This window comes from Amycolatopsis sp. NPDC004378, assembly GCF_053602455.1.
In genome coordinates this window covers 145,387-169,640 of the sequence record NZ_JBSGDR010000016.1, presented here as the reverse complement: position 1 = coordinate 169,640, position 24,254 = coordinate 145,387, and the positions used below count along the sequence as shown (strand labels likewise).

The following is a 24,254-nucleotide window of genomic DNA, read 5'->3' as shown; positions in this document are numbered from 1 at the left end:
CCTGCGGCCAGGTTAGGAGGCGCCGTCCTGGCAGAATGCCCGTCCCGCGAAAAGCGGCCGCGGAACTGGCAGAGCGCCACGAGCCGCGCGGCTAGCGTCGGGAACCATGAAGTTCTACTGCTGTCCCTTCGCCGGCGCCGGCGCGAGTGTCTACCGTTCCTGGACACCGCCGCGGGACGCCGTGATCGAGATCTGCCCGGTGCAGCTGGCCGGCCGCGAGGAGCAGTTCGGCCTGCCGCCGCACGAAGACGTCGCCGCCGCGGCCCGGCACGTGCTCGGCCAGATCCGGCGCACCGCCGTGGCCGGCGGCGAAATCGGCCTGTTCGGCCACAGTTCCGGGGCCGCGGTCGCGTTCGAGGTGGCCCGGCTGATCGCCGCGACGGACGAGTTCCGGCTGGCCGGCCTGGTCGTCAGCGGCGCGCCGGATCCGGTGACCCCGGTGGAACTGGGCCTGCGCGACCTCGACGGCGAGGAGTTCGTCAAGGCCGTCGAGCGGCTGATCGGCTACACCCACCCCGCGCTGGCGCAGCCCGAGCTGCGCGACATCCTCCTGCCGCCGCTGCGCGCGGACCTCCTGGCGCGCGAGGCGTACCTGGCGCCCGCGGACTCCTCGCTGCCGGTGCCGGTGCTGGCGATCCGCGGCGCGGACGACACTCTGGTCTCCCGCGCGGACCTGGCCGGCTGGGCGCGGGTGACGACCCGGTCCTTCGACGTCGCCGAGCTGCCGGGCGACCACATGTACTTCCTGCCGGACGCGACCGCGCTGCTGGACCTGCTCGCCGGCTGGTTCGACGTCCCGGTGCGGGAGGGAGCCCGATGAGCGACGAGTGGATGTCCTACGGCACCGGCGGATCCGGCACCGGCGAGGTGAGCGCACCGCTCCCGGCGGGCACCTCCGCCGACGCGCGGACGCTCGCGGCCGCGACCGCCGCGGTGCTGGCCCGCTTCTCCGGGGAGACCCCGCGGGTCGCGGTGCCGGACGACCGCGGGCACCGCACCTGGATCCTCCCGGTCGACGAAGAGCTCCCCGCTTCGCGTTACCGCACAACACTTTTCGTCGGCGCTTCGGCCGACGACGGGCCGGCGCCGGTCGCGATCGGCGTGCCGGGCTTTCCGCTGGTGCTCGACCTCGACGTCGCCGACCCGCGCCGGCTGCGCTGCCGGTTCCGGCGCGAACTCGTGCACGAGACGGCGGCGCGGTGGCTGCTGCACGGCGTCGGCGTCCTGCTGGAGCACTTCGTCCGGAAGCCCGGCACCGCGGTCGGCTCGGCCGGCCTGACCGCCGGCGAGCACCCGGCGCCGGTGCTGCCCGGGGAAGCCGCCCCCGCCTGGCTCGACGGCGAGCACACGCTCCACGAGCTGATCCAGCGCCGGGTGCTGGCACATCCCGACGCGATCGCCGTGACGGCCGGGGACCGCGCGGTGTCCTACCGGGAGCTCGGCCACGCCGCGGACGTCCTCGCCGCCCGGCTCGCCGAGCACGGCTGCGGTCCGGGCAGCCGCGTCGGCCTGAGCTTCGCCCGGTCGCCACTGCTGATCGCCGCGATGTTCGCGGTGCTGAAGACGGGCGCCGCCTACGTCCCGCTGGCGCCGGGCAACCCGCCCGCCCGGCTGCGGCAGATCGCCGAGGACGCGGAAGTGTCGCTCGTCCTCGCGGACTTCCCCGCCGAGCTGGGACCGCCCACGCTGGTCGTCGACGACGGCGTGTGGACGGACCGGGCGGAGCCGTTCGTGGCGGCCGGGACCGCCGACGACGGCGCGTACCTGATCTACACGTCGGGGTCCACCGGGCAGCCCAAGGGCGTGGTGGTGGCGCACCGGCAGATCTGCAGCCTGCTCGACGCCGCCCGGGTGTTCGGGTTCGGCTTCGGCACGGCCGACGTCTGGGCGTTGTTCCACACCTACTCGTGGGACTTCTCGGTCTGGGAGATCTTCGGCTGCCTGACCACCGGTGGCCGGCTGGTGATCGTCCCCGAAGAGACCGCCCGTGACGCGCACGCGCTGCACGACCTGCTGTCCGCGCAGGAGGTCACCGTCCTCAACCAGACGCCGTCGGTGTTCACCCAGCTGGCGGCGGTCGACGCCGACCGCGCCGAGCGGCTTTCCGTGCGGCTGCTCGTGTTCAGCGGCGAACCGCTCGACATGGCGCTGATGCTGCGGTGGTTCGAGCGGTACCCGGAACAGCGCTGCCAGGTGATCAACATGTACGGCATCACCGAGACGACGGTCGCGTGTACCTGGCACCCGGTCACCCGCGCGGCCGCGGCGGCGGGCAGCCGTTCGGTCGGCCGGGCCGTCCCCGGCTGGCGGGTCGACGTCGTCGACGAGCACGGCCGGCGGCTGCCCCCGGGCGTGCCGGGCGAGATCCTGCTCGGCGGCGCCGGCATCGTCGACGGCTACCACCGGCGTCCCGAGCTGACCGCGGCCAGGTTCCTGGGCCGCCCGGGTGCCCGCTGGTACCGCACGGGCGACCGCGGCCGCGTCCTGCCCGACGGCGAACTGGAGTACCTGGGCCGGCTCGACGACCAGGTCAAGATCCGCGGCCACCGCGTCGAGCTGGGCGAGATCCGCGCGGCCCTGCTGTCGGCCCCCGGCGTCCGCGCGGCGGCGGTGGTCGTGCGCCGGCGCGGCGAGGGCGCGGGCTCGGAGCGGCTGGACGCCTACGTGGCCGGCACCGGGCTGGACCTCCCCGAGCTGAACCGGCGGCTCCGCGAGCGGCTGCCGGAGTACATGGTGCCGGAGACGATGACCGAGCTGGACGGCCTGCCGGTCAACGCCAACGGCAAGCTCGACCCGGCCCGCCTGCCCGAGCCCCACGGCGAAGACTTCGGCCTGGTGGACGCGGCCGAGGCGAGCGATCTGCAACGCCAGGTCGGCGAGCTGTGGGCGGGCGCCCTGGGCCGCGCCATCAGCCTGGACGACGACCTGTTCCTGACGGGCGGCAATTCCCTGCTGGCGTTCACGATCGTGGACGGCATCCGCCGCGCGGGCCTGGGCGAACTGGCGGTGGTCGACCTCTACCGGACCCGCACGGTGCGCGGGGTGGCGGCGATCCTGGCGGACCGCGCCCCCGCGGCCGTCAGCCCAGGCTGACCAGCTCCCCCGACACGGGGACGAGCAGATCCCCGTTCGCGGCGACGGCGAGCGGGCCGGTGATGGGCCGGCCCGCCGTCCACGTCCCCCGCGGGCCGCCCGCGTCGAGGACCAGCACGGTGCAGTCGTCGCGCAGGTCGAAGCCCGGCCAGCCGTGGTACTTCGTCCAGTACTCCCAGGTCGGGCTGCTCGCGACGGCGACCAGCCCGCCGACGCCGGCGACGATGCCACGCACCTCCGCGCGCAACCGCTGGTGCTGAAGGACCGCGCCGGTGTCACTGTCCACGATGGACACCGTCGGGTGCGGCTCGCCGAGGTCGTCGCGCTCGGGCCAGCCGGGCAGCGCGAGCAGGCCGCCGGCCAGCGGCACCACCAGGTCCCCAGGCGGCAGGTGAGCGGGCACTCGCCGGGTCTCGCCGCCCGGGCCGAGCTCGAGGTAGCCGACGTGGTCGTCCCCCCGCACGGGCACCAGCACACCTCGTCCCGGCAAACCGGTGAGCGCACCGTCCACCTCACCGTCCACTTCGGCTCTCCACAGTGGACGTCCTAACTGGTCGAACGCCCGCACCGCCTCGTCTTCGGCGACGAACACGGTGTCGTGCCACGCGAGCGGCGCAGTCAACGCGGACACCTCGGCTTCCCACCGCGTCTCACCACTCGACGTCGTGGCGCGAAGCACGCCCCCGGCCGTCAGGAACACGAGCCCACCGCCGACCGGAACGGCCGCGGACCGCGGGGCCGCCTCGATCTGGCCGACGACCACCCCGGTCCCCTGGTCCAGCACCACGTACCCGTCGGCCCCGGCCGCGACCAGGAGACCCCCGTCGAGCAGCCCGCACCCCCAGAGCGAAGCAGACCACCGGACCGAGGTCCCCTCCAGCGCGACGACGCCGTTTTCCGTTTCCACGAAACACATCCCACCGGCGCCAACCGAGATAGCGCCGACGTGCCTTCCCGGCAGGGGGACGCGCCACCGCACCGCCGGGGAAAACATCACTACAACCCGAACGCTTCGACGGCCAGCCGGACGTGCTTCCGGTCCGCCACCGAAAGGGTCGCCGGTACCCCGCCCACCCGCTTGCCGTGCAGGTCGGTCATCGCCCGCATCAGCCAGCCGAGCGACGCCCTGGCCCGGAAGAACGCGTCGGCCTGCGGCGTCGTGCCCGTTCCGCCGCCGGCCGCGTACGCGCTGCGGAACACGGCCTGCAGCGTGGCCACCTCGGCGCGGGTCAGCTTCAGCGTGACGCTGTAGTGCGCCAGTTGCTGCGCGAAGACGCCGACGTCGCGGGACGGCGCGCCGATCGGGTTGCCGCGGGCGTCGATGGACAGGTGCAGGGTCGTGACGTCGATGATGGTGACGCCGGCCGCCGCGTCGTAGAAGTAGTTCCCGGGATGCGCGTCGCCGTGCACCAGCGCCGAGCCGCCGGGGTGCGCGCGGAACCCGGCGACCAGCGCGTCGATCCGCGACTGCAGCGCGCCCACGTCGATCCCGGCGACGGCCAGCTCGTCGCGGAGGCCGGGCAGCCGGTCCCGGCGCGCCACCATGTCGTCGATGTGCCGCTTCAGGAACGCGGACGCGACCGGCGTACCCGACCCCTTCGGCGTGGTGTGCAGCTGCGCGAGCGTGCGCCCGATCCCGGCGACCGCCGCGCTCAGCTCCGCGAACAGCCGGCGGCGCTCCGGTCCGCTCGGCGTGGCGCCCGTCTCCTCCATCATCCCTTCGACGTCGTGGCCCCGCGCCGCGCTCGTGACCACGATGCCCGTGGTGGCCGGCAGCGAAGCCCGCGCGACCCCCAGCGCGGCCACCGCCCGGCCGCCGACGATCCGCACCCGGCCCAGCCGCGCCAGCGCCGACAGCTCCATCGCGAACTGTTCGCGGCTCGGGAAGAGTTTCAGCACGCCGAGCAGTTTGCCGCGGGTGTCGAGGATCCGGCGCACCGGTGCGCCGGAGAACCCGCCACCGACCTTCACCAGCTGCACGTCCCCGGCGGCGTTGACCGAGGTCCGGGCGAAACTCCGCAGTTCGGTATCGGTGGTCGACACCACCGGCAGCGACGACATCAGCCGGTCCAGCGCGTCCGGGCCGACGTCCCCGCTCGGTGTCCGGGTGGCGGCCGCCCGCTTGTTCGCCTGGCTGGTGGTGAACCGCAGCCGCGCCTGCGTCGTCGCGGCCGTCGCGCCCGCCTCGTCCAGGACGTGCTGCCGGCCTTCCTTGAGGGCCGTGCCGTCGGCCAGCAGCTCCCGCCAGTACCCGGGCACCGGGTTCTCCAGGATCTTCGCCGGGTCGTCACCCCAGTCCATGCCGTGGAACTTCAGGGCGATGGACCGGCCGGTCGACCGCATGATCCGCCGGACCGTGGGCAGCTCGGTTTCGACGAGCACCGAAGAGGCCAGGAACTGCCGCAGGAAGATGTGGATCTCCTTGCGCAGGCTGCCGGCGTACCGCCTCGAGAACGTCACCCACAGCGGCCGGACCACGGCCCAGTTGTCGAGCAGCACCAGGCCCTCGGTGACGTTGTAGAACTCCTGCGTCTCCAGCGTGACGAACCCGAGGCCGGCCGCGTAGTCGCTCAGGTCGACGCCCTTCGACCAGAGCGCGCCCTTGCCCGGCGCGATCCGCATGCCGCGCATCAGCGTGTCCGCGACGACCTCGAAGTAGTCCGGCCGGTGGTCGCGCAGCCCGGCGATGACCAGGTACCAGAGGCGGCCGCCCGTCGTGGCCGACAGGCGGATCTTCGCCGCGCCCGCCATCCACTTCGGCCGCTCGGGGTGGTCGAAGGGCACCCGAAGGTCGACGTCGGTCAGGTGGACGAAGCTGTAGACCACGCGGCCGCGCGCCGTCACCTTCCGGCTGAGCTTGCCTTCGACGACCCACTTCTCGGCGTACTTGCGCGCCTGCGACTCGCCGAGCCGGATGACCTTCTTCAGCCCGGGCACGGTGGCGCCCATCCGGCCCGGCATGTCGTCGATGGCGAATTCGAGGCTGTCCGCGGGGTTCGACCGCTTGTAGGCCCGCTGCGCCTCGGCGAGGTAGTGGTCGTTGGCCAGGTGTTCGAAGGTGGCACGCGGGTTGATCGCGCCGTCGAAGACGAACAGCACCGCTTCGCCGGCACCGGCCCGGGCGGTCACGGTCAGCATCGTCAGGTGGTGCTTGGCCTTGATCGCGGGCAGCCCGCGCCGCACGGCGGCCTGGTCACCGGACACGCGGTCGGCGAGCCGGCCCGCCTCGTGCAGCGCGGCCATCAGCTTCTTGCGCTGCTGCGACTCGTCCTTCTTGTCGCGACGCGGTTCTTGACGGCGTGGAGGCCGGGCGGGCGCGTGGTCGTCCGGCCGCCTGCGCCGCCGCGGCTTCGGCCGCTTCGGCTTGAGCTTGGCCCAGAGCTTCTTCACCAGTCCGGCGATCTTGTCGACGACCCAGTCGATCGCGCGGTTCACCGGCCGGGAGAGCTTCTGGAAGATCTCGCGGACCTTGCCCGCGATGCCGCCGATGCCGAGCAACGCGGCGAGCGCGCCGATCAGGACCGGGACGGCGCGGGCCAGCGCGCGTTCGACCAGCGCGGGCACGCCGCCCGTGCCGCCGCGGGCGATCGCGAGAACGGCGTCGAGCACGGCGTTGACGAAGTCGACGATCTGCCGGGCGTTCAGCACGACGAACCGGATGATGTCGATGATCAGCTTGCAGGCGCGGATGAATGCGGACGCCGGGTTGAACAGCGACAGGATCCAGGTGATCCCGGCGATGACGATCGTCGGGAGCAGGTAGGACACCAGGTCGTCGATCAGGGTCTTCTTCAGGTCGCCGACGCGGGCCTTGACGTCGTCGACCACGCCCGGCACGCCCCGCCGCTTGACCTCCACCAGCACCGGCAGGGCGGCCTCGGCGGCGGTGACGGCCTTTTCCGGCACCTTGCGGACCAGCCGCGACCGGATGTTCGGCCACGAGATGCCGAGCAGCGTCGCGATCATCACCAGGATGCCGGCGATGTCGAACGTCGTCGGCAGCTGGAGCCCGGCCGTGGCGGCGGTGCCCAGCAGCCACGCCAGCACGCCCTGCTCGAGGTGCTTGCCCGCGTTGCGGATGAACAGCTTCAGCCCGCCGCCGACGCCGGTGACCAGGTTGCCGAGGAACCCGACCGGGTCCTTGAGGATCGCGCCGATCGCGCTGACCGCCTTGGCCAGGACGCCCAGCAGCATCCGGCCGAGCTCGACGATCGCGGTGAGCGCCCCGCCGATGGCGTCCGCCGCCTTCGCGACCAGGCCCTTGTTCTTCTCCTTCTCGGCCGCGATCTCGTCGTCGACGGCCTTGACCGCGTCGGTGTACTTCGTGGCGAGCGTGTCGACGAGCTGGGTGCCCTTGTCGTCGACGGTGTCCTTCAGCTCGTCGAACTGCCCGGCGAACCCGGTGGCGGCCTCGCGGCCGATCGCCTGCAGATCGGCGGGCAGCTTGTCCACGGCGGCCCGGAGCTCCCCGCGGCCGCCGGCGATCCGGTCCTTGGCGCGGCGCAGCTCGCGTTCCACCAGGTCCGCGATGTCGGAAATGATCCGGTCCATCGCGCCCAGGTAGTGGTCCTTGGCGCGCTCGTAGATGCGGTTGGCCTCCTCGGGCAGGCCCGCGAAGAGGTCGCGGCCCCACTTGAGCCAGCCGTCCCAGCCGCCGTACCGCTCGTCCTTGTAGCGGCGCATCCCGTCTTCGTGCTCCCGCGTGAACTGGTCGCGGGCGCTCTTCTCCTGGGTGGTGAACCGGTCGTCGACCTTCTTGTCGAGGTCGGTGAGGATCTGCTCGACGTCGGACTTCGTCCGGTCGAAGACCTTCTGCAGGAGGTCGGTGACCTCTTTCCGCTTGTCCTCGTCGGTCTTCTTGGTGCCGGCCTTCCCGGTGCCGACGCGCCGGCCGGTCGCCACGCGGCTCGCGTGGATGCCGGCCATGGTGGCGGACCCGCGGGCGGCCGCGTCGGCCTTCACCTCGCCGATCCGGCGGTGTTCGCCGGCCCGCAGTTTCTTGGGCGCCGCCTCCGAATGCGCGTCCATCGCCTGCTTGTCCTGGACGGCCTGGTCGAACTGCCTCTCCCGCGAGTTCGGGAACTTCAGCTGCTGCTCGGTGACGTCCGCGGCGGCCAGCTGCCGGTCGATCCGCGCGGGACCGGCGGACAGGTCGGTGGCCGACGGCGGCAGGGTGTCCGGCGCGGCCTGGTCCGGGTTCGGCGGGCCGGGCTTGGCGGGCACCTTGTCCGGTGCCAGGGGGACGACCTGCTTGGCGTCCGGCGCGGGTTCCGGCGGGGCCGCCGTGGTGTCGGCGATCTCCTTCGCCGACGCGTCCTTTCCCTCGCCGACCTTGCCCTGGACCTCGGTCTTGATCTCGCCGGCCTGGCCCGACTCCCCGAACTTGTCGGCCTCGTCGAGGTTCTTGGGTGCCTTGTCGGCGACCGCCTTCTTCACGGCGTCGACGAACGCCTGCTTGTCGAACGCCTTGGGCTGTGCGGCGGCCATGTCCTCGGCGTGGGCCGCCTTGCCGCGGGCTTCCCGGTCGTCGGCCGGGGCGACGGCGGCCGCCTGCGCCGCGCCCGCCTCGGTCCGCGGGGGCGGGTGGCTCGCGGCGACGGTCTTCTTCTTGGCGCCGACGTCCTTCTTCAGTGCCTGGAACTTCGGGTCCGCGCCCGGGCTGCGCGGGCCGGCCGCTTTCTCCTTCGGGGCCTGCTTCTCCGGACGTTCCGCCGTGGGCGGGTCCGCCTTGTCCTTGGGGTCCGCGGCAGCGGGCCCGGCCTTCGGCTCGACCGGCGCCGGGGGCTTCCGGGCGGGCGGCACGGGCGTCTGCCGGACGGGCGTCTGCCGGACGGGCGGCGCCTGGCTCGCGACGGCCTGGTTCCCGACCAGCCGCTGCGCGTCCACCCGCATCCGCGCGGCCCACGCCCCCGGCTTCGGCTGCCCGCCGAGCACCGCCGAGACGGCCGAGTTGCCCACCACGGACTGCGCGCGGACGACGTCCGCGGGCCCGGGATCCAGAGCACCGCGGGTCTCCGGTCGTCGCGGCAGGGCTACGGGCGCCACGGCGGGCGACACGGCGCGCGGCCGCGGGGCTTTCACGGGGACCGGCATCGGGCCCGAGGATGGCAGAGGACGCGCGACCGGGACGTCACCGCGACGTCACCGGGGTGTTCACCGCGTCAGGACGTCCAGCACGGACTCGATCTCGGCGCGGGCGTGGCCTTCGGCCGACGCGAGCAGCTCCCGAAGTGGCTCGACCGCCCGGCGCACCCCGAGCGTGCCCGCGGCCCGGACCGCGCGGCGATCGGCGTGCAGGCGCAGCAGCACGAGGTTCTCGACGAGGGTGCGGTCCCGGCCGGTCACGTCGTCCAGTCCGTGCGTGCGCAGGTCGGGCCGGCCGCTGTCGATGCTGTCGGCGAACCGGCGCACGGCCCTGTTCTGCGACCGCCAGGTCAGGCCCAGGTCCTCGGCCGTTTCCCCCGCCTTCCATTGGGCGACGATCTCCCGCAGTTCGGCCAGCGCCTCGGACTGCACGGTCGTCAACGCCGACAGCAGCCGCCCGCCGGCGCTCAGCAGCACATCGCCGTAGCGCACCTCGTCGTCCAGCCCGACGAGGTGCAGCAGCGCGTCCGTGGCCTCGGACCTCGCCGTGGGATCCGGGTCGGTCGCCATCACCTCGAACAGGATTTCCCGGTCCGGGCCGGGGAACGCGGCCAGCAACCGGACGGCGGCGCCGCGGTCGAAGCCGGTGCCCTCGTGGGCGCGCAACAACCGGATCACGGCGCGCTCGCCGGACCGGTCGCCCAGCTCGAGCAACGCCCTCGCGGCGGCGACCCGCACGGCCGGCGCCGCCCCGGAAGCCGTTTCGACGAGCGCGGGGATGGCCCGGGCACAGCCGGCCTCGGCGAGGGCGACGGCCGCGCGCCCGTCCCCGGTGGCGAGCTTGGCGATGAGGATGTCCTCCGCCGCCACGCGTTCTTCGCCGACCAGGTCGAAGAGCACGCCGATGCCGGGGATCTCGTCGAGGGAGTCCCTGGTGAGACCGACGGGTGCGGTCACCGCGGCCAGGAACCGTTCGAAGGCCTGCGATCGCGCCACGCTACCCGAGCACCTCCGCCGTGATCCCGGCCTCCGCGGCAAGCGGGAGCAGCGCGGCGGCCACGAGCGCGTCACGAGCGGTCACCCGCTCAGGTTAGCCGTGCGCCGAGACGCGAGTTCCGCGTCCAAGATCCGGTCCGCCGGCCAGATCTGCCCGCCGCCTCGAGCCGGGCGAACTGGGTGTTCCCTTTTGAGGATTTCTGAGCGATAGTGGTCGAACCTGAGTTTTTACAACGTTGTAACGCGCTGGAGGTCCGATGCGGCGGTCCTGGGGCAGAACCTGGTTGGTCGTGGTGGGCCTGCTCGCGCAGCTGGCGTTCGCCGGTGTCGCGGACGCGTCCGGGGACGTCGCCCCGCCGACCGCGGGGACGCACTTCCTCGACCACTCCGCCCCTCTGGCCGGGTACGCCGACCCCGGGTGGTACGAGGCGAACATCCCCTTCGTCGACCTGCCCGACGCCACCATGCAGAGCGTCTACTACTACCGCTGGCGCGTCTGGAAGGAGCACCTGCGCTACACCGATCCGGCCGACGGCTGGATCTCGACGGAGTTCCTCGACTGCTGCGGGTACGCCGCGCCCTACCAGGCGATCAACGCGGCCGCCGGGCACCAGCTGACCGAAGGGCGCTGGCTGCGCGACCCGGGCTACAGCCAGGACTACCTCCGCTTCTGGCTCACCGGCCCCGGTGCGGGCGCCAAGCCGGCGACCGACGACGTCAACGCCGACACCACCGACTGGGCGCACGAGTACAGCGTCTGGCTGGCCAGCTCCGCCTACGGCCAGGCCCAGGTGACCGGCGACTTCGGGCCGTTGCGGGAGCTGCTGCCCGCGCTCGTGCGCCAGTACCGCGGCTGGGACAAGCAGTACGACTCCGGCCTCGGGCTGTACTGGTCGGTGCCGGTCTGGGACGCGATGGAGTTCTCGGCGTCGTCCTACGAGTCGCCCGATCCCTACCACGGCGGGGCCGGCTACCGCCCGACGCTCAACTCCTACCAGTACGGCGACGCCGTCGCGATCAGCCGCATCGCGGACTCCGTCGGCGACCACAAGCTCGCCACCGAGTACGCCGAGCGCGCCGCGAAGCTCAAGACGTCGATGCAGAAGTGGCTGTGGGACCCGAAGCGGGGCTTCTACTACGCCATGGCGCGTGACGGCAACCCGGGTCACCAGCTGTCCGGCAGCCGCGAGGAGATCGGGTACGTCCCGTGGATGTTCGGCGCCGCCGACCCGCGTGACTCCGCGGCTTGGTCACAACTGCTCGACCCCAACGGCTTCGCGAGCCCCTTCGGCCCGACGACGGCCGAGCGCCGCAGCCCGTTCTTCATGAAGGACGCCGGCGGCTGCTGCCGCTGGGACGGCCCGAGCTGGCCGTTCGCGACCTCGCAAACCCTGACCGGGCTGGCGAACCTGCTCGACGAGTACCCGGCGCAGCAGTCCGTGTCCAAAGAGGACTACGCGGCGGCGCTGGCCACCTACGCCCGGACCCAGACGAAGAACGGCCGGCCCTACGTCGCCGAGGCCCACGACCCGGACCGCGACGCGTGGATCTACGACGGCCGGAACCACAGCGAGGACTACAACCACTCGACCTACACCGACCTCGTCCTCTCGGGGCTGATCGGGCTGCGCCCGCAGTCCGGGGACACCCTGGACGTCCGGCCGCTCACACCGTCCACTTGGGACCACTTCGCGGCCGAAAACGTGCCGTACCACGGGCACAACGTGACGGTGCTGTGGGACCGCGACGGCACGCACTACGGCCAGGGCGCCGGGATGCGCCTGTACGTCGACGGCCGGCTCGTCCAGCGCTCGGCGACGCTGCGGGCCACCACCATCGACGTCGGGCGCGCTGTGCTCCCCCGGTCCGACGACCTCGTGAACGACGCCGCCAACCCGGTGCGCACCGGCTATCCCCAGCCGATCACGTCCTACACGTGGCCGAACGACAACGCGTGGAGCGCCCTCGACGGCAAGGTCTGGTACGACGAGGTGCCCGAGAACACCCGCTGGACCAACTACAGCTCGCCGAACGCCAACGACTTCTACGGCGTCGACTTCGGTGCGCCCACCCAGGTTTCCGACGTTCGCTGGAGCGGTTACGACGACGGTGGCGGCGTCAAACCGGCGGCCGCCTACAGCCTGCAGTACTGGACCGGCTCGGCCTGGCAGGACGTGCCCGGCCAGGTCCGGGCCCCGGCGAGCCCGGTGGGCAACGGCGTCAACCGGATCACCTTCCCGGCCCTGACCACCAGCAAGGTGCGGCTCGTCTTCGCCAACCCGCCGGGTGCGTTCGTCGGCGTCACGGAGCTGCAGGCGTGGTCGCCGTCGAGCCCGGACGCGCGGATCGACGTCGGGCCGGCCGGCGCGACCGGCGTGGTCACGGTCAACGGGAGCACGCCGCTCACGGTGACCGTGCGGAACACGACCGGCAGCCCGCTCGTGGCACCGCAGGTGAACGTCGCCGTCGCGGACGGCTGGGCGGTCGCGCCCGCCGGGCGGCCCGCCGCCACGATCCCGCCCGGCCAGTCCCGGACGTGGACCTACACCCTGACGGCACCCCCCGGCGCCTCGCCGGGCAGTGCCGCGGCGCTCACGGCGACCGCGTCCTACCGCGGCCCGGGCGGCCGGCCCGAGAGCACGCACCGGCGGCAGAACCTGCAGATCGCCCACCCGGCCGGGCAGCACGACCCGGTCGGCGCGTGGAGCTTCGACGAAGGCAACGGCACAGTCGCCCACGACAGCGCGGGAACGCACGACGCCGCCCTGACCGGCGCCCCGGCCTGGGTCCCGGGCGTCAGCGGGAGCGCGGTGCAGCTCAACGGCTCGAGCCAGTACGCGGAGACGACCGGCCCCGTCGTCGACACCACCGGCAACTTCTCGGTCGGCGCGTGGGTCCGGCTCGACCACACGGGCTCGTGGGCCACGGCGGTCAGCCAGGACGGCCCGGTGAGCAGCGGCTTCTACCTGCAGTACTCCGCGGCCGACGACCGCCTGGCGTTCTCGACCGGTGAAGGCCGCGCCCTGTCGGACGTCGCACCCCAGCCGGGGCGCTGGTACCACCTGGTAGGCGTCCACGACGCGGACGAGGGCACCTACGTCCTCTACGTGGACGGCGTGGCCCAGGCCAAGAAGTGGAGCCAGCCCGCCGGCGACGCGGCACCGGGTTCCCTGGCGATCGGCCGCGCGGTCTCCGGCGGAAACCACAGCGACTTCTGGCCGGGCAGCGTGGACGGCGTCCAGGTGTGGAACCGAGTGCTGACGGCGGGTGAGACCGGCTGAGCGCGGTCGCGGCCGGCGGGCTCCCCCGCCCGACCGCGAGCGAGACCGGCCGATCCGTCAGCCGCGGCCGAGTTCGCGGCCGTCGAAGCGGTCCGGCTCGAAGCCGTGCAGGGTGCCGGCCACCAGGGCTGCCGCGATCAGCAGTCCGATGAGGACGGTCAGCGCGATCAGCAGCCGCCGGCGGCCGGGGGTCGGGGCGGGTGCCCGGCCGCGCAGGATCGCGAACTCGGCCGCGAGTGCGGCGCCGACCGCGGTCAGGATCTGGCGCCAGCCGTGCAGTGCCGTCGGCTCGGGGGCGGGCAGGTCGGCGGTCACCGCGGCCAGTTCGTGCCGGTAGCGGATCTCCTCGAGCCGCCCGAGGCGCTCCTCCACCTCGTCCATCGTCAGCCGGCCTTCCCCGGCCGCCGCGTAGAGCGCGGCGCGGACCTGCTCACGTTCCGCATCCGAACAGCGGATCCCTTCCGGCACCTTCGTCCCAGGCGCGTTCTCGCTCATCATTTCCTCTTTCGCTCCGGCGAACACTTCTTCCGAGGCTAACCGCGGAAACGGCGGCGAACGTTAATCTTCGATGAGAGTTCCACCCGCCCGCGGCACCCTCGACTACAGTTACCCTGTGTCATCACGGGAAGAGCGGAGGGACGCCGGGTGCACCTGGTGATCGTCGACGACGAGACGGCCGTGCAGGATTCGCTGTCGCGCACGCTGCGGTTCGAGGGCTACCGGGTCTCCATCGCGGGCGACGGCGCCACCGGGCTCGCGATGATCCGCGACGAACAGCCCGACGGCGTCCTGCTCGACGTCACGATGCCGGTGCTCGGCGGCCTCGAGGTGTGCCGGGTGCTGCGCGCCGAAGGCAACACCGTGCCCGTCCTGATGCTGACCGCGCGGACCGCCGTGACCGACCGGGTCGCCGGGCTCGACGCGGGCGCCGACGACTACCTGGTCAAGCCGTTCGCCCTGCAGGAACTGCTGGCCAGGGTGCGGGCGCTGCTGCGGCGCACCGAGTACAACTCGCCGGCCGAGCCGCCCGCGCCCGCCGCGCTGCGCTTCGGGGACGTCACCCTCGACCCGTCGACGCGGGAGGTGTTCCGCGGCGGCCGCGCCCTGCACCTGACCCGCACCGAGTTCGCCATGCTCGAGACGTTCCTGCGCCACCCGCGGATCGTGCTGACCCGCACGGTGATGTTCGAAAACGTGTGGGGCTACGACTTCGGCACCGCGTCCAACGGCCTCGACGTCTACGTCAGCTACCTGCGCCGGAAGCTGGAGGCCGGGGGCGAGTCCCGGCTGCTGCACACCGTGCGCGGGGTCGGCTACGTGCTGCGTGAGGAACCGCTGTGAAACGGCCCCGCTGGAAGAAGCTGTCCCTGCGCGCGCGGCTCGGCGTCCTGGTCGCCGGCGCGGTGGCGCTCGCCGTGGTCACGGTGTCGGCGATCTCGTGGAGCATCACGCGGGCCGACCTCTACGACCAGTTCGACGCCCGGCTGCAGTCCTACGCCCAGCTCGCGGCGAAAGCCTCCTCGCCGGAGGAAGCACTCTCGACCCTGCGGTCGACCGTGAACAGGCCCGGGCCCGACCGGTCCAACGGCCTGACCGTCCAGTTCCGCTCGGCCGCCGGGGCCGTCACCGGGATCGCCGGCGCGAAGCCGGAACTACCGCCTCCGCCGCCGGACGCGCCGTACTCCGTCGGCCGGGCGGCCAACGTCCACGTCGTCGAGGGCGACCGGTTCCGCATGTGGACGGCCCCGCGGTCCGACGGCGGCACGGTCCAGGTCGCCCAGGACTCCGAGGACGTCGAAGACAGCTTGGGGCGGCTGGGTTTCTGGCTGCTCGTGGTGTCCGCCGCCGGTGTGCTGGGCGCCACGGTGGTCGGCCGCGCGGTCGCCCGGTCGGCGCTCCAGCCGGTCGACGACCTCACTTCGGCGGCCGAGAACATCGCGCGCACCCAGGAGCTGTCGGCGGCCATCGACGTCACCGCGTCCGGCGAGATCGGGCGGCTGGCCACGTCGTTCAACGAGATGCTGACCGCGCTGAGCCGCTCCCGCGACGAGCAGCGGCGGCTGGTCGAGGACGCCGGGCACGAGCTGCGCACGCCGTTGACGAGCCTGCGCAACAACATCGAGCTGCTGATCCACGCCGACGCGAACCCCCAGCGCGAGCTGTCGGCCGAGGACCGCTCGCGGCTGCTGGCCGACCTCGACACCCAGGCCGTCGAGCTGACGGCGCTGATCGGCGAGCTGGTCGACCTGTCCACCGGCGAACGGCCGACCGAGGCGGTGGAACGCGTCGCCCTGGCCGATGTCGTCGGCTCGGCGGTCGAACGCACCCGGTCGCGGTGGCCGAACGTCACGTTCGAAGCCGAATCGGCCGAGGCCGAGGTGACCGCCCGCCCGGCGGCGCTCGAACGCGCGGTGCTGAACGTGCTCGACAACGCCGCGAAGTGGTCCCCGCCCGGCGGCACGGTCCGGGTCACGATGACGGCGGACACCGATGTGGTGCGAGTGCGCGTCGACGACGAAGGACCGGGCATCCCCGAGGCCGACCTGCCGCACGTGTTCGAGCGGTTCTACCGGGCCGACACCGCCCGCGCGCTCCCCGGTTCCGGCTTGGGGCTGGCGATCGTCGAGCAGGTCCTGGCCCAGCACGGCGGCCAGGCGACGGCGTCCCGGGCCGACGGCGGCGGCGCGCGGTTCGACCTGGTGCTCCCGCTTGCCGCTTCTTAAGCAAACCCCGCGCGATCTTCATCGAACTCTCATGGACGGCCAGCACCGTCTGACTTGTGACTCCCCGGACCACGCTTTCGCCCCCCTCGCCGGCGACGCTGACGCTGGTCATGGCCGTCGTCGCGCAGGCGATCATCGCCGGGCTGACGCTGGGGTTCGCCGGGAAGGTCAGCCCGTGGCGCGACCCGGTGAGCGACTACGCCTGGCACCGCGGCGGGCGCGTGCTGTTCGAGGTGGCCCTGGTCCTCCTCCTCGCCGCGGCGGTCGCGCTCGCCGTCGCGGCCCACCTCGCCGCCCTGCCGCGCAGCCCGCTGGTCACCGCGCTGTTCCTGTCCTGGACGGCGGGGCTCGTGGTGGTCCTGGTGTTCCGCAGCAACGTCAGCACCGCGGACGTCACGGTGTCGGGCGAGGTCCACCGAGCGGGCGGGGCGGTGCTGTTCGCCAGCCTGCCGCTCGCGGCCTGGGCGTTGAGCACCCGCCTGCGAGCGGAACCGCGGTGGCGCGCGCTCGCCCCGGCCCTACGGCGGGCGGCGGTGGCCGGGGTGGTGACGGCGACGGCGTTCGGCCTGGCCCAGCTGGTCGGCTGGCTCCCGGCCGGGCTGCTGGAGCGGGCGGCACTGCTGGCGGAGTTCCTGATCGTCGCGACGACGGCGACCGCACTCAGGCGGGTCGCGGCGGATCCAGGGCGCGCGGCGGGGCTGCCGCAGCAGGCCGATCGCACGCACGACCCGGAACACACGGCGCCGCCGACCCACCAAGCCGACCGGGCCGAACCCACGAGCAATCCGGAGCGAGCGGCGGGGCCGCCGCAGCAGGCCGTGCGCGCCGAACCCGTGAGCGATTCGGAGGCGATCCGGTGACCGTGCTCGCCGTTGTCTGTGCGCTGCTTGGCGCCACGCTGTTCGCGGTCGCCGCCGCTCGGCAGCATGCCGAGGTCGGTGGTCTGGCCACGGCGGGCGCTCCCGGGTTGCGGGCGCTCGCCCGGCTGCTGCGCTCCCCCGGCTGGTGGACGGGCACCGCCCTGGCCGTCGGTGGCAGTCTGCTGCACGTTGTCGCGCTCTCGCTGGCGTCCCTTCCGGTCGTGCAGCCGCTCGGGGTGTTCAGCCTGGTGCTGACCGTCCTTTTCGGACGCCGGGATCGCCGGGTGCTCGTCGCCGTGGTGCTCGTCGTGGCGGGCGTGGCCGGGTTCGTGCTCCTCGCCGCCTCGTCCGCCCCGGTCGCGGCGATCGGAGCGGGCACCGCCGAAACGGTGGCCGTCGTCGGCTTCGGTGTTGCCGCTCTGGCGTGGTTCGCCCGGGTCGGCTGTGCTCTGACGGCCGCGGCCGTTCTGTTCGGGCTCGGCTCGTCCGTCGTGCATGCCGCCGCGGCTCAATCCCCTGCGACGGCGGTGGTGCTCGGCGGTCAGGCCCTGCTGTTGCTCGGCGCCGGCGGCGTTCTGCTGCACCGGGCTTATGCCGCCGGGTCCACCGCCGTCGTCGTCGGGACCACGACCGTGCTCGATCCGCTCACCGCCGTTGCCGTGGCCGCGCTGGCCTACGGCGAAGGCCCGCAACCCGCCGCCGCGATCGCCGCGGCCGTCGCTCTCGCCGGTGTGCGCGTGCTCGCCGGTGCCCTTCCGCACATCCGCCCGAAACCCGAGGAGAACTCCGTGCCCCCGACCGGCCTTCGCGTCCTGATCGGCGCCGACACGTTCCCGCCCGACATCAACGGCGCGTCGTTCTTCGCCGCGCGCCTGGCCCGCGGGCTCGCCGGCCGCGGCCACGACGTCCACGTCGTCTGCCCCTCCGACGACGGCCCCGCCCGCACCGAGCAGCGCGACGGCTACACGATCCACCGCCTCCGCTCCCGCGCGATCCCGTTCCACGGCGACTACCGGTTCTGCACGCCCGGCGGCGCCCGCAAGGAGGCCGGGCCGCTCCTGGACCGGCTGCGCCCGGACGTCGTCCACGTCCAGGCCCACTTCGGCGTCGGCCGCGCCTTGCTCGAAACCGCCGCCGAACGCGACATCCCCGGCATGGCCACCAACCACTTCATGCCGGACAACCTGCTCGGCTACACCCCATTCCCCCGCCGCGTGAAGGCCGCGCTCGCCCGCTGGGCGTGGCAGGACCTGGTCCGCGTCTACCGCCACGCGCGCATCGTCACCACGCCGACGCCGAGGGCCGCCGAGGTGCTGGCCGGGATCGGGTTCGACCGGCCGGTGCAGGTCGTGTCCTGCGGCATCGACCTCGCGCACTACGCGGCCCCCGCACGCCCGGCCGACGGGCCGATGTCCGTCCTGTTCGTCGGCAGGCTGGATGCCGAGAAGAACATCGACCAGCTCCTGCGCGCGCTGGCCCCGCTGCCGCACATCCGGGCGGACCTCGTCGGCGACGGCACCCGGCGGCCGGACCTGGAAGCTCTCGCCGCCGAGCTGGGTGTCGCCGATCGCGTCACGTTCCACGGCTTCGTCTCCGACGCCGACCTCGTCCGCCGGTACGCCGAAGCCGACGTGTTCTGCATGCCCGGCACGGCGGAGCTGCAGAGCCTAGCCACGATGGAGGCCATGGCGGCGGGCCTGCCGGTCGTCGCCGCCGACGCGCTCGCCCTGCCCCACCTGGTCCACCACGGCGAGAACGGCTACCTCTTCGAACCCGGCGCGATCACGACGATTTCGCGCTGGCTCGCCGACCTGGCCGCGGATCCGGACCAGCGGGCCCGCATGGGCGAGACGTCCCGGGCCATCGTCGCCGGACACGACGTCGAGGGCGCGCTGGCGAGGTTCGAGGCGCAGTACCGGATCCTGCTTCCCGCCCCGTCCGCGGTCGGCCAAGCCGCGTGACGAACACGCTCGCCGGGTGCCCGGACCGGGGTGCTTGACCCGTCCGGCCCGGCGCGCGTGTACTGGACGCGGGCGACGGATCCGCCCGGTGACCGGGAGGAGCCCGCCGTGAAGACCACCGGAACCATGCTCCGCCTGTCGATCTTCGTCGAGCAGACCGACCAGTGGCACCACAAGCCCCTCTACGCCGAAATCGTGCACCGCGCCCACCAGGCCGGGTTGGCGGGCGCCACAGTCATCCGCGGGGTCGAAGGCTTCGGCGCGACGTCGCGCGTGCACACCGAGCACCTCTTCCGGCTCAGCGACGACCTGCCGCTCCTGATCCTCATCGCCGACGAGGAGGACCGGGTCCGCCGGTTCCTGCCCCAGCTGGACGAGCTCGACCTCAGCGGCCTGGTCGCGCTCGACCCGGTGGAGGCGATCCGCTACACCCGGCCGCCGCCCCGGCGCGCGCACTGGTGGTCGTCGAGCTGATCCGGTGCCCCACCGGACACCGCGGTGCCGCCGCCTTCGGGGCCTCCTCTACACTCGCGGTAGCGGCGGTGGGGCTCGCCGCTCCGGGACACCGGAAGAACCGCGGCCCGCCCGCCAACGGTCCCTACTTGACCAGCACGACCACGGTCCAAGTAGGAGGCATGCGTGAGCAGCGAAATCGAGCTGACCGACCCGGTGGATCCCGACGTCGACCTGCACGTCCGCGGGCACCGCCGGGAGCTGGTCCGGACCCACGGCAGCATCCTGCTCGTGATCGCCCTCGGCGGCGGCCTGGGCGCGCTCGCCCGGTACGGCGTCGCCCAGGTGTGGCCGACGGTCCCCGGCCGGTTTCCGCTGGGCACCTTCCTCACCAATGTCGCCGGCTGCTTCCTCATCGGCATCCTGATGGTGCTGATCACCGAGATCTGGACCGCGCACCACCTCGTCCGCCCCTTTCTCGGCGTCGGTCTCCTCGGCGGGTTCACCACGTTTTCCACCTACGCCACGGAAACCCGCGCGCTGCTGCAACCCGGGACCGTCGTCCTCGCCTTCGGCTACCTGGCCGGAACCCTGCTGGCGGCGTTGATCGCGGTCGTGCTGGGCGTCTGGCTGACGCGCACGGCCGCCGGCACCGTCCGCCGCCGAGGAGACCTGACATGATCGCGACCGAGCCGGCGCTGCGGCTGTCGATCTTCGTGGGCGCGGACGATCTGTGGCACCACAGGCCGGTCCACCACGAGATCGTCGAACGCGCCCGCCGGGCCGGGATCGCCGGCGCCACCGTGCTGCGGGGCTGCGAGGGCTTCGGCAGCTCGTCGACCATCCACACCACCCGGCTGCTCAGCATGACCGAAGACCTTCCCGTGCTCGTGCTGATCATCGATACCGAAGCGCGGATTCGCGCGTTCCTGCCCGAACTGGACGAGCTCATCGCCGAAGGCACGGTCCTGATCGACGAGGTGCAGGTCCGCCGCTACCAGGGAAAACCGAAGTCATGACGCTCGCTCTCGTCTTCCTCGGCGCCATCGTCGGCGCGCCCGCCCGCTACCTCACCGACCGCCTCGTGCAGAGCCGCCACGACAGCCTCTTCCCGTGGGGCACCTTCACGGTGAACCTGGCCGGCTGCCTCGTCCTGGGCGGCCTGGCCGGCGGCGGCCTCGCGGTGCCGGCCTCGGTGACGGCATTGGTCGGCACCGGTTTCTGCGGCGCTCTCACCACCTACAGCACCTTCAGCTACGAGACGCTGCGGCTGGTCGAGCAGCGCAGCTACTTCTACGCCGTCGCCAACGTCGGGGTGAGCGTCGTCGCCGGGCTCGGTGCGGCCCTGCTGGGCTACACGACCGTGCACGCGCTCGTGGTCTGACCGCCCCAGGCCTGAAGGTCGCCCAAGGGAGGGCCGAAGCACTCCGCGACATCGCGGCTACTTCAAGGCCATGCCGGGTACGCGGGCGCGGATCGCGTCCAGCTCGGCCTCGTCGGAGATGCCCTGCCAGTCGTACCTCGGTGTGTACGGCGCGACGAGCGACCTGACCTCGTCGTCCGTGAGCTCCACGTCCAGCGACGCCACGGCGTCGTCGATCTGGCTCAGTGATCCGGCACCGACCAGCGGGGCGGTCACCACCGGCTGGCGGCGCAGCCAGGCCAGCGCGATCTGCGCACGGCTCACCCCGTGCGCGGCGGCGACCTTCCCGACCGCCGCCACGATCGCGCGGTTCGACGCTTCCTCGCTCGGCGAGTAGAGCAGGTCCGCGAAGTCGCCGTCGGTCTCGGCGCGGGCGGTCGCCTTGGCGTCGTCCCACGCCCGGGCCAGCCGGCCGCGGGCCAGCGGGCTCCAGATGATCGTGCCGACGCCTTCGTCGAGGCACAGCGGGATCATTTCGCGCTCTTCCTCGCGGTGCAGCAGGTTGTAGTGGTCCTGCATGGACACGAACCGCGCCCAGCCGTGCTGTTTCTGCAGGTGCAGGGCTTTCGCGAACTCCCACGCGGGCATCGAGGACGCGCCGAGGTAGCGGACCTTGCCCGCCTTCACCAGGTCGCTGAGCGCCTCGAGGGTCTCCTCCAGCGGTGTCGCGTGGTCGTTGCGGTGCACCTGGTAGAGGTCGATGTAGTCGGTGCCGAGCCGGCGCAGCGAGTGGTCGACCTCCGTCATGATCGCCTTGCGGGACAGCCCCCGGCCGTTGGGCCCCGGGCGCATCGGGTGGCGCAGCTTGGTGGCGATCACGACGTCGTCCCGGTCGGCGAAGTCCCGGAGCGCGCGGCCGAGGATCTCTTCGCTGGAGCCGTTGGAGTACATGTTCGCCGTGTCGAAGAAGTTGATACCCGCTTCGAGGGCGTGCTTGACCAGCGGGCGCGCGTCCTCCTCCCCCAGCGACCAGACGGGGTGGCCGCGGTCCGGCTCGCCGTACGTCATCGCGCCGATCGCGATGGGCGAGACGTCGAGACCGGTGGTGCCGAGCTTCACGTACTGCATCAGTTCTCCCAGCCGAACATGCGGAGGATTCTCCGCGTCTGCCCGCCAAACTAGCGGAGGATTCTCCGCATGTCAAAGATGAGGCATGATCGGGGCATGAAAGAAGGGACGTACGGCACCCAGCGCAAGGCCGCGGCACGCAACCGCGGCGCGATCATCGACGCCGCACACGAGCTGTTCGCGGTGAACCCGCTCGTGACGCTGAGCGAGGTCGCGAAGCACGCGGGGGTCGGCGCCGGCACGCTCTACCGGCACTTCCCCACCCGCGAAGACCTGATCCTGGCGGCCTACCAGCACGACATCGAGCAGCTGACGACGACGGCCGACGACGTGCTGGCCCGCCAGCCGTCCGCCAAAGCCGCGTTCATCGAGTGGTTCGAGACGCTCTCCGCCTACATCCGCATCAAGCACGGCCTCGGCGACGCGCTGCACAGCGACGCGGCCCAGGACCTGATCAGCGCCTCGTGGGCCCCGGCGACGGCGGCGGTGGCCAAGCTGGTCGACGCCTGCGTCGCCGAGGGCACGATCGCCCCCGGGCACGACCCCGCGGACATCATCATGCTGATGAGCTTCCTGTGGCGCGTCCCGAACGACGACGAGGGCGCGGCCCAGGGCCGGCGGCTCGTCGCGGCCGTGTTTTCCGGGCTGCAGGCGCCGCCGCAGCCGGTCTGAGGGCGCCGCGGGTGGTCAGCGGGCGACGGCGTACGCCTGCTGCCCCGCGGGCGGGCCGCCGCGACACCAGGTCGCCCCCGAAGCCCGTCGCGCACAGCGGTTTCGAACCCCACGGCGGCTCGATGAACTCAGCGCCGGAGTCGGGTCCGGGCTGACGTCAGCTCTTCTTCAGCTCCTCGGCGAGCATCACGATGATGCCGCTGGGACCGCGGACGTACGTGAGCTTGTAGGCGTCCTCGTAGGTGGCCACGCCGCGAAGCGGACGGCACCCGTGTTTCGCGGCCGTCTCGAGGGCCTGGTCGATGTCGTCGACCGAGAAGGCGACCCGGTGCATGCCGATCTCGTGGGGACGGGTGGGATCCGACTCGATCGCTTCGGGGTGGAGGTACTCGAAGAGCTCGAGGTGCCCCTGACCGTCCGGCGTCCGGAGCATCGCGATCTTCGCGTGGTTGCCATCGAGCCCGACGGCGGTGTCGGTCCACGCACCGCTGACCGTGTCACGGCCGACGACCGTGAGCCCGAGGTCGGTGAAGAAGGAGATCGCTGCTTCGAGGTCGCGCACGGTGATGCCGACGTTCTCGAGCTTGATGGCCATGGTTCGCATGCTACCGAGCCGGGCCGGGCGGCCTGGTCGTGCTCAGCCGTTCGCGGCGTCGAAGAAGCGCTCGAGCTCGGAGCGGACGTCCGGCCCGCACGGCTGGAACACGATTTCGGTGACGCCCCGGGCGGCGACCTCGGCCAGCCGGTCCCGCAGTTCTTCGCGCGTGCCGCTCATCGTCACGTCGCGCAGCATCGTGTGGCCACCCGCCTGCCACGCCGCCTGGTCGGCCTCGCCCAGCTCGACGCAGTGTCCGGTGTGGACAGCGAGGTGCCGTCGGCCCTCCGGCGTCCGCTCCACCACGGCCATCCACTCCGCGCCGCCCGGGAGTTCGCGCACGGCGGAGGCGCCGCCGAACTCGTAGGCGCCGTGGTAGGCCAGCGCCCAGCCGGGCCCGGCGGCCCGGCGCGCGTGCTCGGTGTCCGTGGCCTCGCCGTCGTCGAGCACCGTGCCCCACACGAGGTAGGGCACCCACGAGTACTCGCTCAGGAACTCGGGCAGCTGCAGCGTGACGTACAGCCCGTCGCCCAGTTCCCTGGCGACCTTGTGCCCCTTCGGTCCCAGCGCCCCGATCAGGACGGGGACGTCGACGGGCCGGGCGGGAGCGTGGCCGCCGGGGTGCAGCATCCGCATCTGCGCCCCCTCCCACTCGACGACGTCACCCTGCAGGAGACCGCGGTAGGCGCGGATGTAGGACTCCATGTAGGACCACGTGATCGCGCGGTACCCCATGGCGCGGCGGCCGGTGAACCCGGTGCCGAAGGAGACCGCGACGCGGCCGGGTGCCAGCGCGGCGAGGGTGGCGGTCGCCGCGGCGTTGACCATCGGGTGGCGCAGGCTCGGCACCAGCACGCCCGGCGCGAGGCCGATCCGCTCGGTGCGTTCGGCCGCCAGCGCGAGAGTCATCCACACGTCGGGGCTCTGCTGCGGGGTGTCGTACACCCACGCCCGTTCGTAGCCGAGCTCTTCGGCCAGGGCGATGTGGTCCGGGGAGTCGAGTGCGGTCGGGAAAGCGCAGGAGACGTCCATGGAACCCTCCGGT

General features: G+C 72.8%; 19 protein-coding genes. 12 read left to right on the top strand and 7 right to left on the bottom strand.

Translation table 11 applies throughout. The features are described from left to right. The first annotated feature begins 106 nt into the window (after positions 1 to 106). Both ACWEN0_RS35700 and ACWEN0_RS35695 read left to right on the top strand, forming a co-directional pair. The gene (locus ACWEN0_RS35700) at positions 107 to 820 is read left to right on the top strand and encodes a thioesterase II family protein (RefSeq protein WP_451983796.1); all 714 of its coding nucleotides are present in this window, start codon (positions 107 to 109) and stop codon (positions 818 to 820) included. After that, positions 817 to 3,093, top strand: coding sequence for a non-ribosomal peptide synthetase (locus tag ACWEN0_RS35695; protein ID WP_451983794.1), 2,277 nt, complete (start codon positions 817 to 819; stop codon positions 3,091 to 3,093). Before ACWEN0_RS35700 ends, ACWEN0_RS35695 begins: the two co-directional genes overlap by 4 nt. Here the strand turns inward: ACWEN0_RS35695 and ACWEN0_RS35690 are convergent. The 3 genes from ACWEN0_RS35690 to ACWEN0_RS35680 form a co-directional block, all read right to left on the bottom strand. Further along, positions 3,080 to 4,000: an outer membrane protein assembly factor BamB family protein gene (locus tag ACWEN0_RS35690; protein WP_451983792.1), complete on the bottom strand. Its 921-nt coding sequence runs from the start codon at positions 3,998 to 4,000 to the stop codon at positions 3,080 to 3,082. The genes ACWEN0_RS35695 and ACWEN0_RS35690 overlap by 14 nt on opposite strands. An 89-nt stretch (positions 4,001 to 4,089) precedes the next feature. Continuing rightward, complete coding sequence (locus ACWEN0_RS35685) at positions 4,090 to 9,186, bottom strand: phosphotransferase (RefSeq protein WP_451983790.1); 5,097 nt, start codon at positions 9,184 to 9,186, stop codon at positions 4,090 to 4,092. 60 nt (positions 9,187 to 9,246) lie between these two features. Then, entirely contained in the window at positions 9,247 to 10,173 is a 927-nt protein-coding gene (locus ACWEN0_RS35680; RefSeq protein WP_451983788.1) for a hypothetical protein, read from the bottom strand. Between the two features lie 257 nt (positions 10,174 to 10,430). On the opposite strand from ACWEN0_RS35680, the gene ACWEN0_RS35675 reads away from it, so the two are divergent. Then, positions 10,431 to 13,454, top strand: coding sequence for an MGH1-like glycoside hydrolase domain-containing protein (locus tag ACWEN0_RS35675; protein WP_451983786.1), 3,024 nt, complete (start codon positions 10,431 to 10,433; stop codon positions 13,452 to 13,454). 57 nt (positions 13,455 to 13,511) lie between these two features. Here ACWEN0_RS35675 and ACWEN0_RS35670 read toward each other — a convergent pair whose 3' ends face one another. Beyond that, positions 13,512 to 13,949 (bottom strand): DUF1707 SHOCT-like domain-containing protein, encoded by a 438-nt coding sequence (locus ACWEN0_RS35670; RefSeq protein WP_451983784.1) that lies wholly within the window; start codon positions 13,947 to 13,949, stop codon positions 13,512 to 13,514. A 150-nt stretch (positions 13,950 to 14,099) separates the two neighbouring features. On the opposite strand from ACWEN0_RS35670, the gene ACWEN0_RS35665 reads away from it, so the two are divergent. From ACWEN0_RS35665 to crcB (ACWEN0_RS35630), 8 genes are all read left to right on the top strand, one after another. Further along, positions 14,100 to 14,795: a response regulator transcription factor gene (locus tag ACWEN0_RS35665; protein ID WP_451983782.1), complete on the top strand. Its 696-nt coding sequence runs from the start codon at positions 14,100 to 14,102 to the stop codon at positions 14,793 to 14,795. Beyond that, positions 14,792 to 16,177 (top strand): HAMP domain-containing sensor histidine kinase, encoded by a 1,386-nt coding sequence (locus ACWEN0_RS35660; protein WP_451983780.1) that lies wholly within the window; start codon positions 14,792 to 14,794, stop codon positions 16,175 to 16,177. Before ACWEN0_RS35665 ends, ACWEN0_RS35660 begins: the two co-directional genes overlap by 4 nt. 56 nt (positions 16,178 to 16,233) lie before the next feature. Continuing rightward, positions 16,234 to 17,037 carry a DUF998 domain-containing protein gene (locus tag ACWEN0_RS35655; protein WP_451983778.1) on the top strand — a complete coding sequence of 268 codons (804 nt, stop codon included), beginning with the start codon at positions 16,234 to 16,236 and terminating at the stop codon, positions 17,035 to 17,037. Further along, entirely contained in the window at positions 17,034 to 18,998 is a 1,965-nt protein-coding gene (locus tag ACWEN0_RS35650) for a glycosyltransferase (protein ID WP_451983776.1), read from the top strand. Before ACWEN0_RS35655 ends, ACWEN0_RS35650 begins: the two co-directional genes overlap by 4 nt. Positions 18,999 to 19,124: 126 nt before the next feature. Next, entirely contained in the window at positions 19,125 to 19,472 is a 348-nt protein-coding gene (locus ACWEN0_RS35645) for a DUF190 domain-containing protein (protein WP_451983891.1), read from the top strand. A gap of 165 nt (positions 19,473 to 19,637) precedes the next feature. Then, a complete protein-coding gene (gene crcB / locus ACWEN0_RS35640; RefSeq protein ID WP_451983774.1) occupies positions 19,638 to 20,132 on the top strand; it encodes a fluoride efflux transporter CrcB in 495 nt (164 codons plus the stop codon). Further along, a complete protein-coding gene (locus ACWEN0_RS35635) occupies positions 20,129 to 20,470 on the top strand; it encodes a DUF190 domain-containing protein (RefSeq protein WP_451983772.1) in 342 nt (113 codons plus the stop codon). Before crcB (ACWEN0_RS35640) ends, ACWEN0_RS35635 begins: the two co-directional genes overlap by 4 nt. Next, a complete protein-coding gene (gene crcB / locus ACWEN0_RS35630) occupies positions 20,467 to 20,835 on the top strand; it encodes a fluoride efflux transporter CrcB (RefSeq protein WP_451983770.1) in 369 nt (122 codons plus the stop codon). Before ACWEN0_RS35635 ends, crcB (ACWEN0_RS35630) begins: the two co-directional genes overlap by 4 nt. Before the next feature lie 57 nt (positions 20,836 to 20,892). On the opposite strand, the gene ACWEN0_RS35625 is transcribed toward crcB (ACWEN0_RS35630), so the two are convergent. Continuing rightward, entirely contained in the window at positions 20,893 to 21,942 is a 1,050-nt protein-coding gene (locus tag ACWEN0_RS35625; RefSeq protein ID WP_451983768.1) for an aldo/keto reductase, read from the bottom strand. Positions 21,943 to 22,038: 96 nt separating this feature from the next. Between ACWEN0_RS35625 and ACWEN0_RS35620 the strand changes: the two genes are divergently transcribed. After that, a complete protein-coding gene (locus ACWEN0_RS35620) occupies positions 22,039 to 22,614 on the top strand; it encodes a TetR/AcrR family transcriptional regulator (protein ID WP_451983766.1) in 576 nt (191 codons plus the stop codon). 157 nt (positions 22,615 to 22,771) lie between these two features. Here the strand turns inward: ACWEN0_RS35620 and ACWEN0_RS35615 are convergent, their stop codons facing one another. Together ACWEN0_RS35615 and ACWEN0_RS35610 are read right to left on the bottom strand one after the other, a co-directional pair. After that, entirely contained in the window at positions 22,772 to 23,209 is a 438-nt protein-coding gene (locus ACWEN0_RS35615; RefSeq protein WP_451983764.1) for a VOC family protein, read from the bottom strand. A 42-nt stretch (positions 23,210 to 23,251) separates the two neighbouring features. Then, positions 23,252 to 24,241 carry an LLM class flavin-dependent oxidoreductase gene (locus ACWEN0_RS35610; RefSeq protein ID WP_451983762.1) on the bottom strand — a complete coding sequence of 330 codons (990 nt, stop codon included), beginning with the start codon at positions 24,239 to 24,241 and terminating at the stop codon, positions 23,252 to 23,254. Positions 24,242 to 24,254 lie beyond the last annotated feature (13 nt).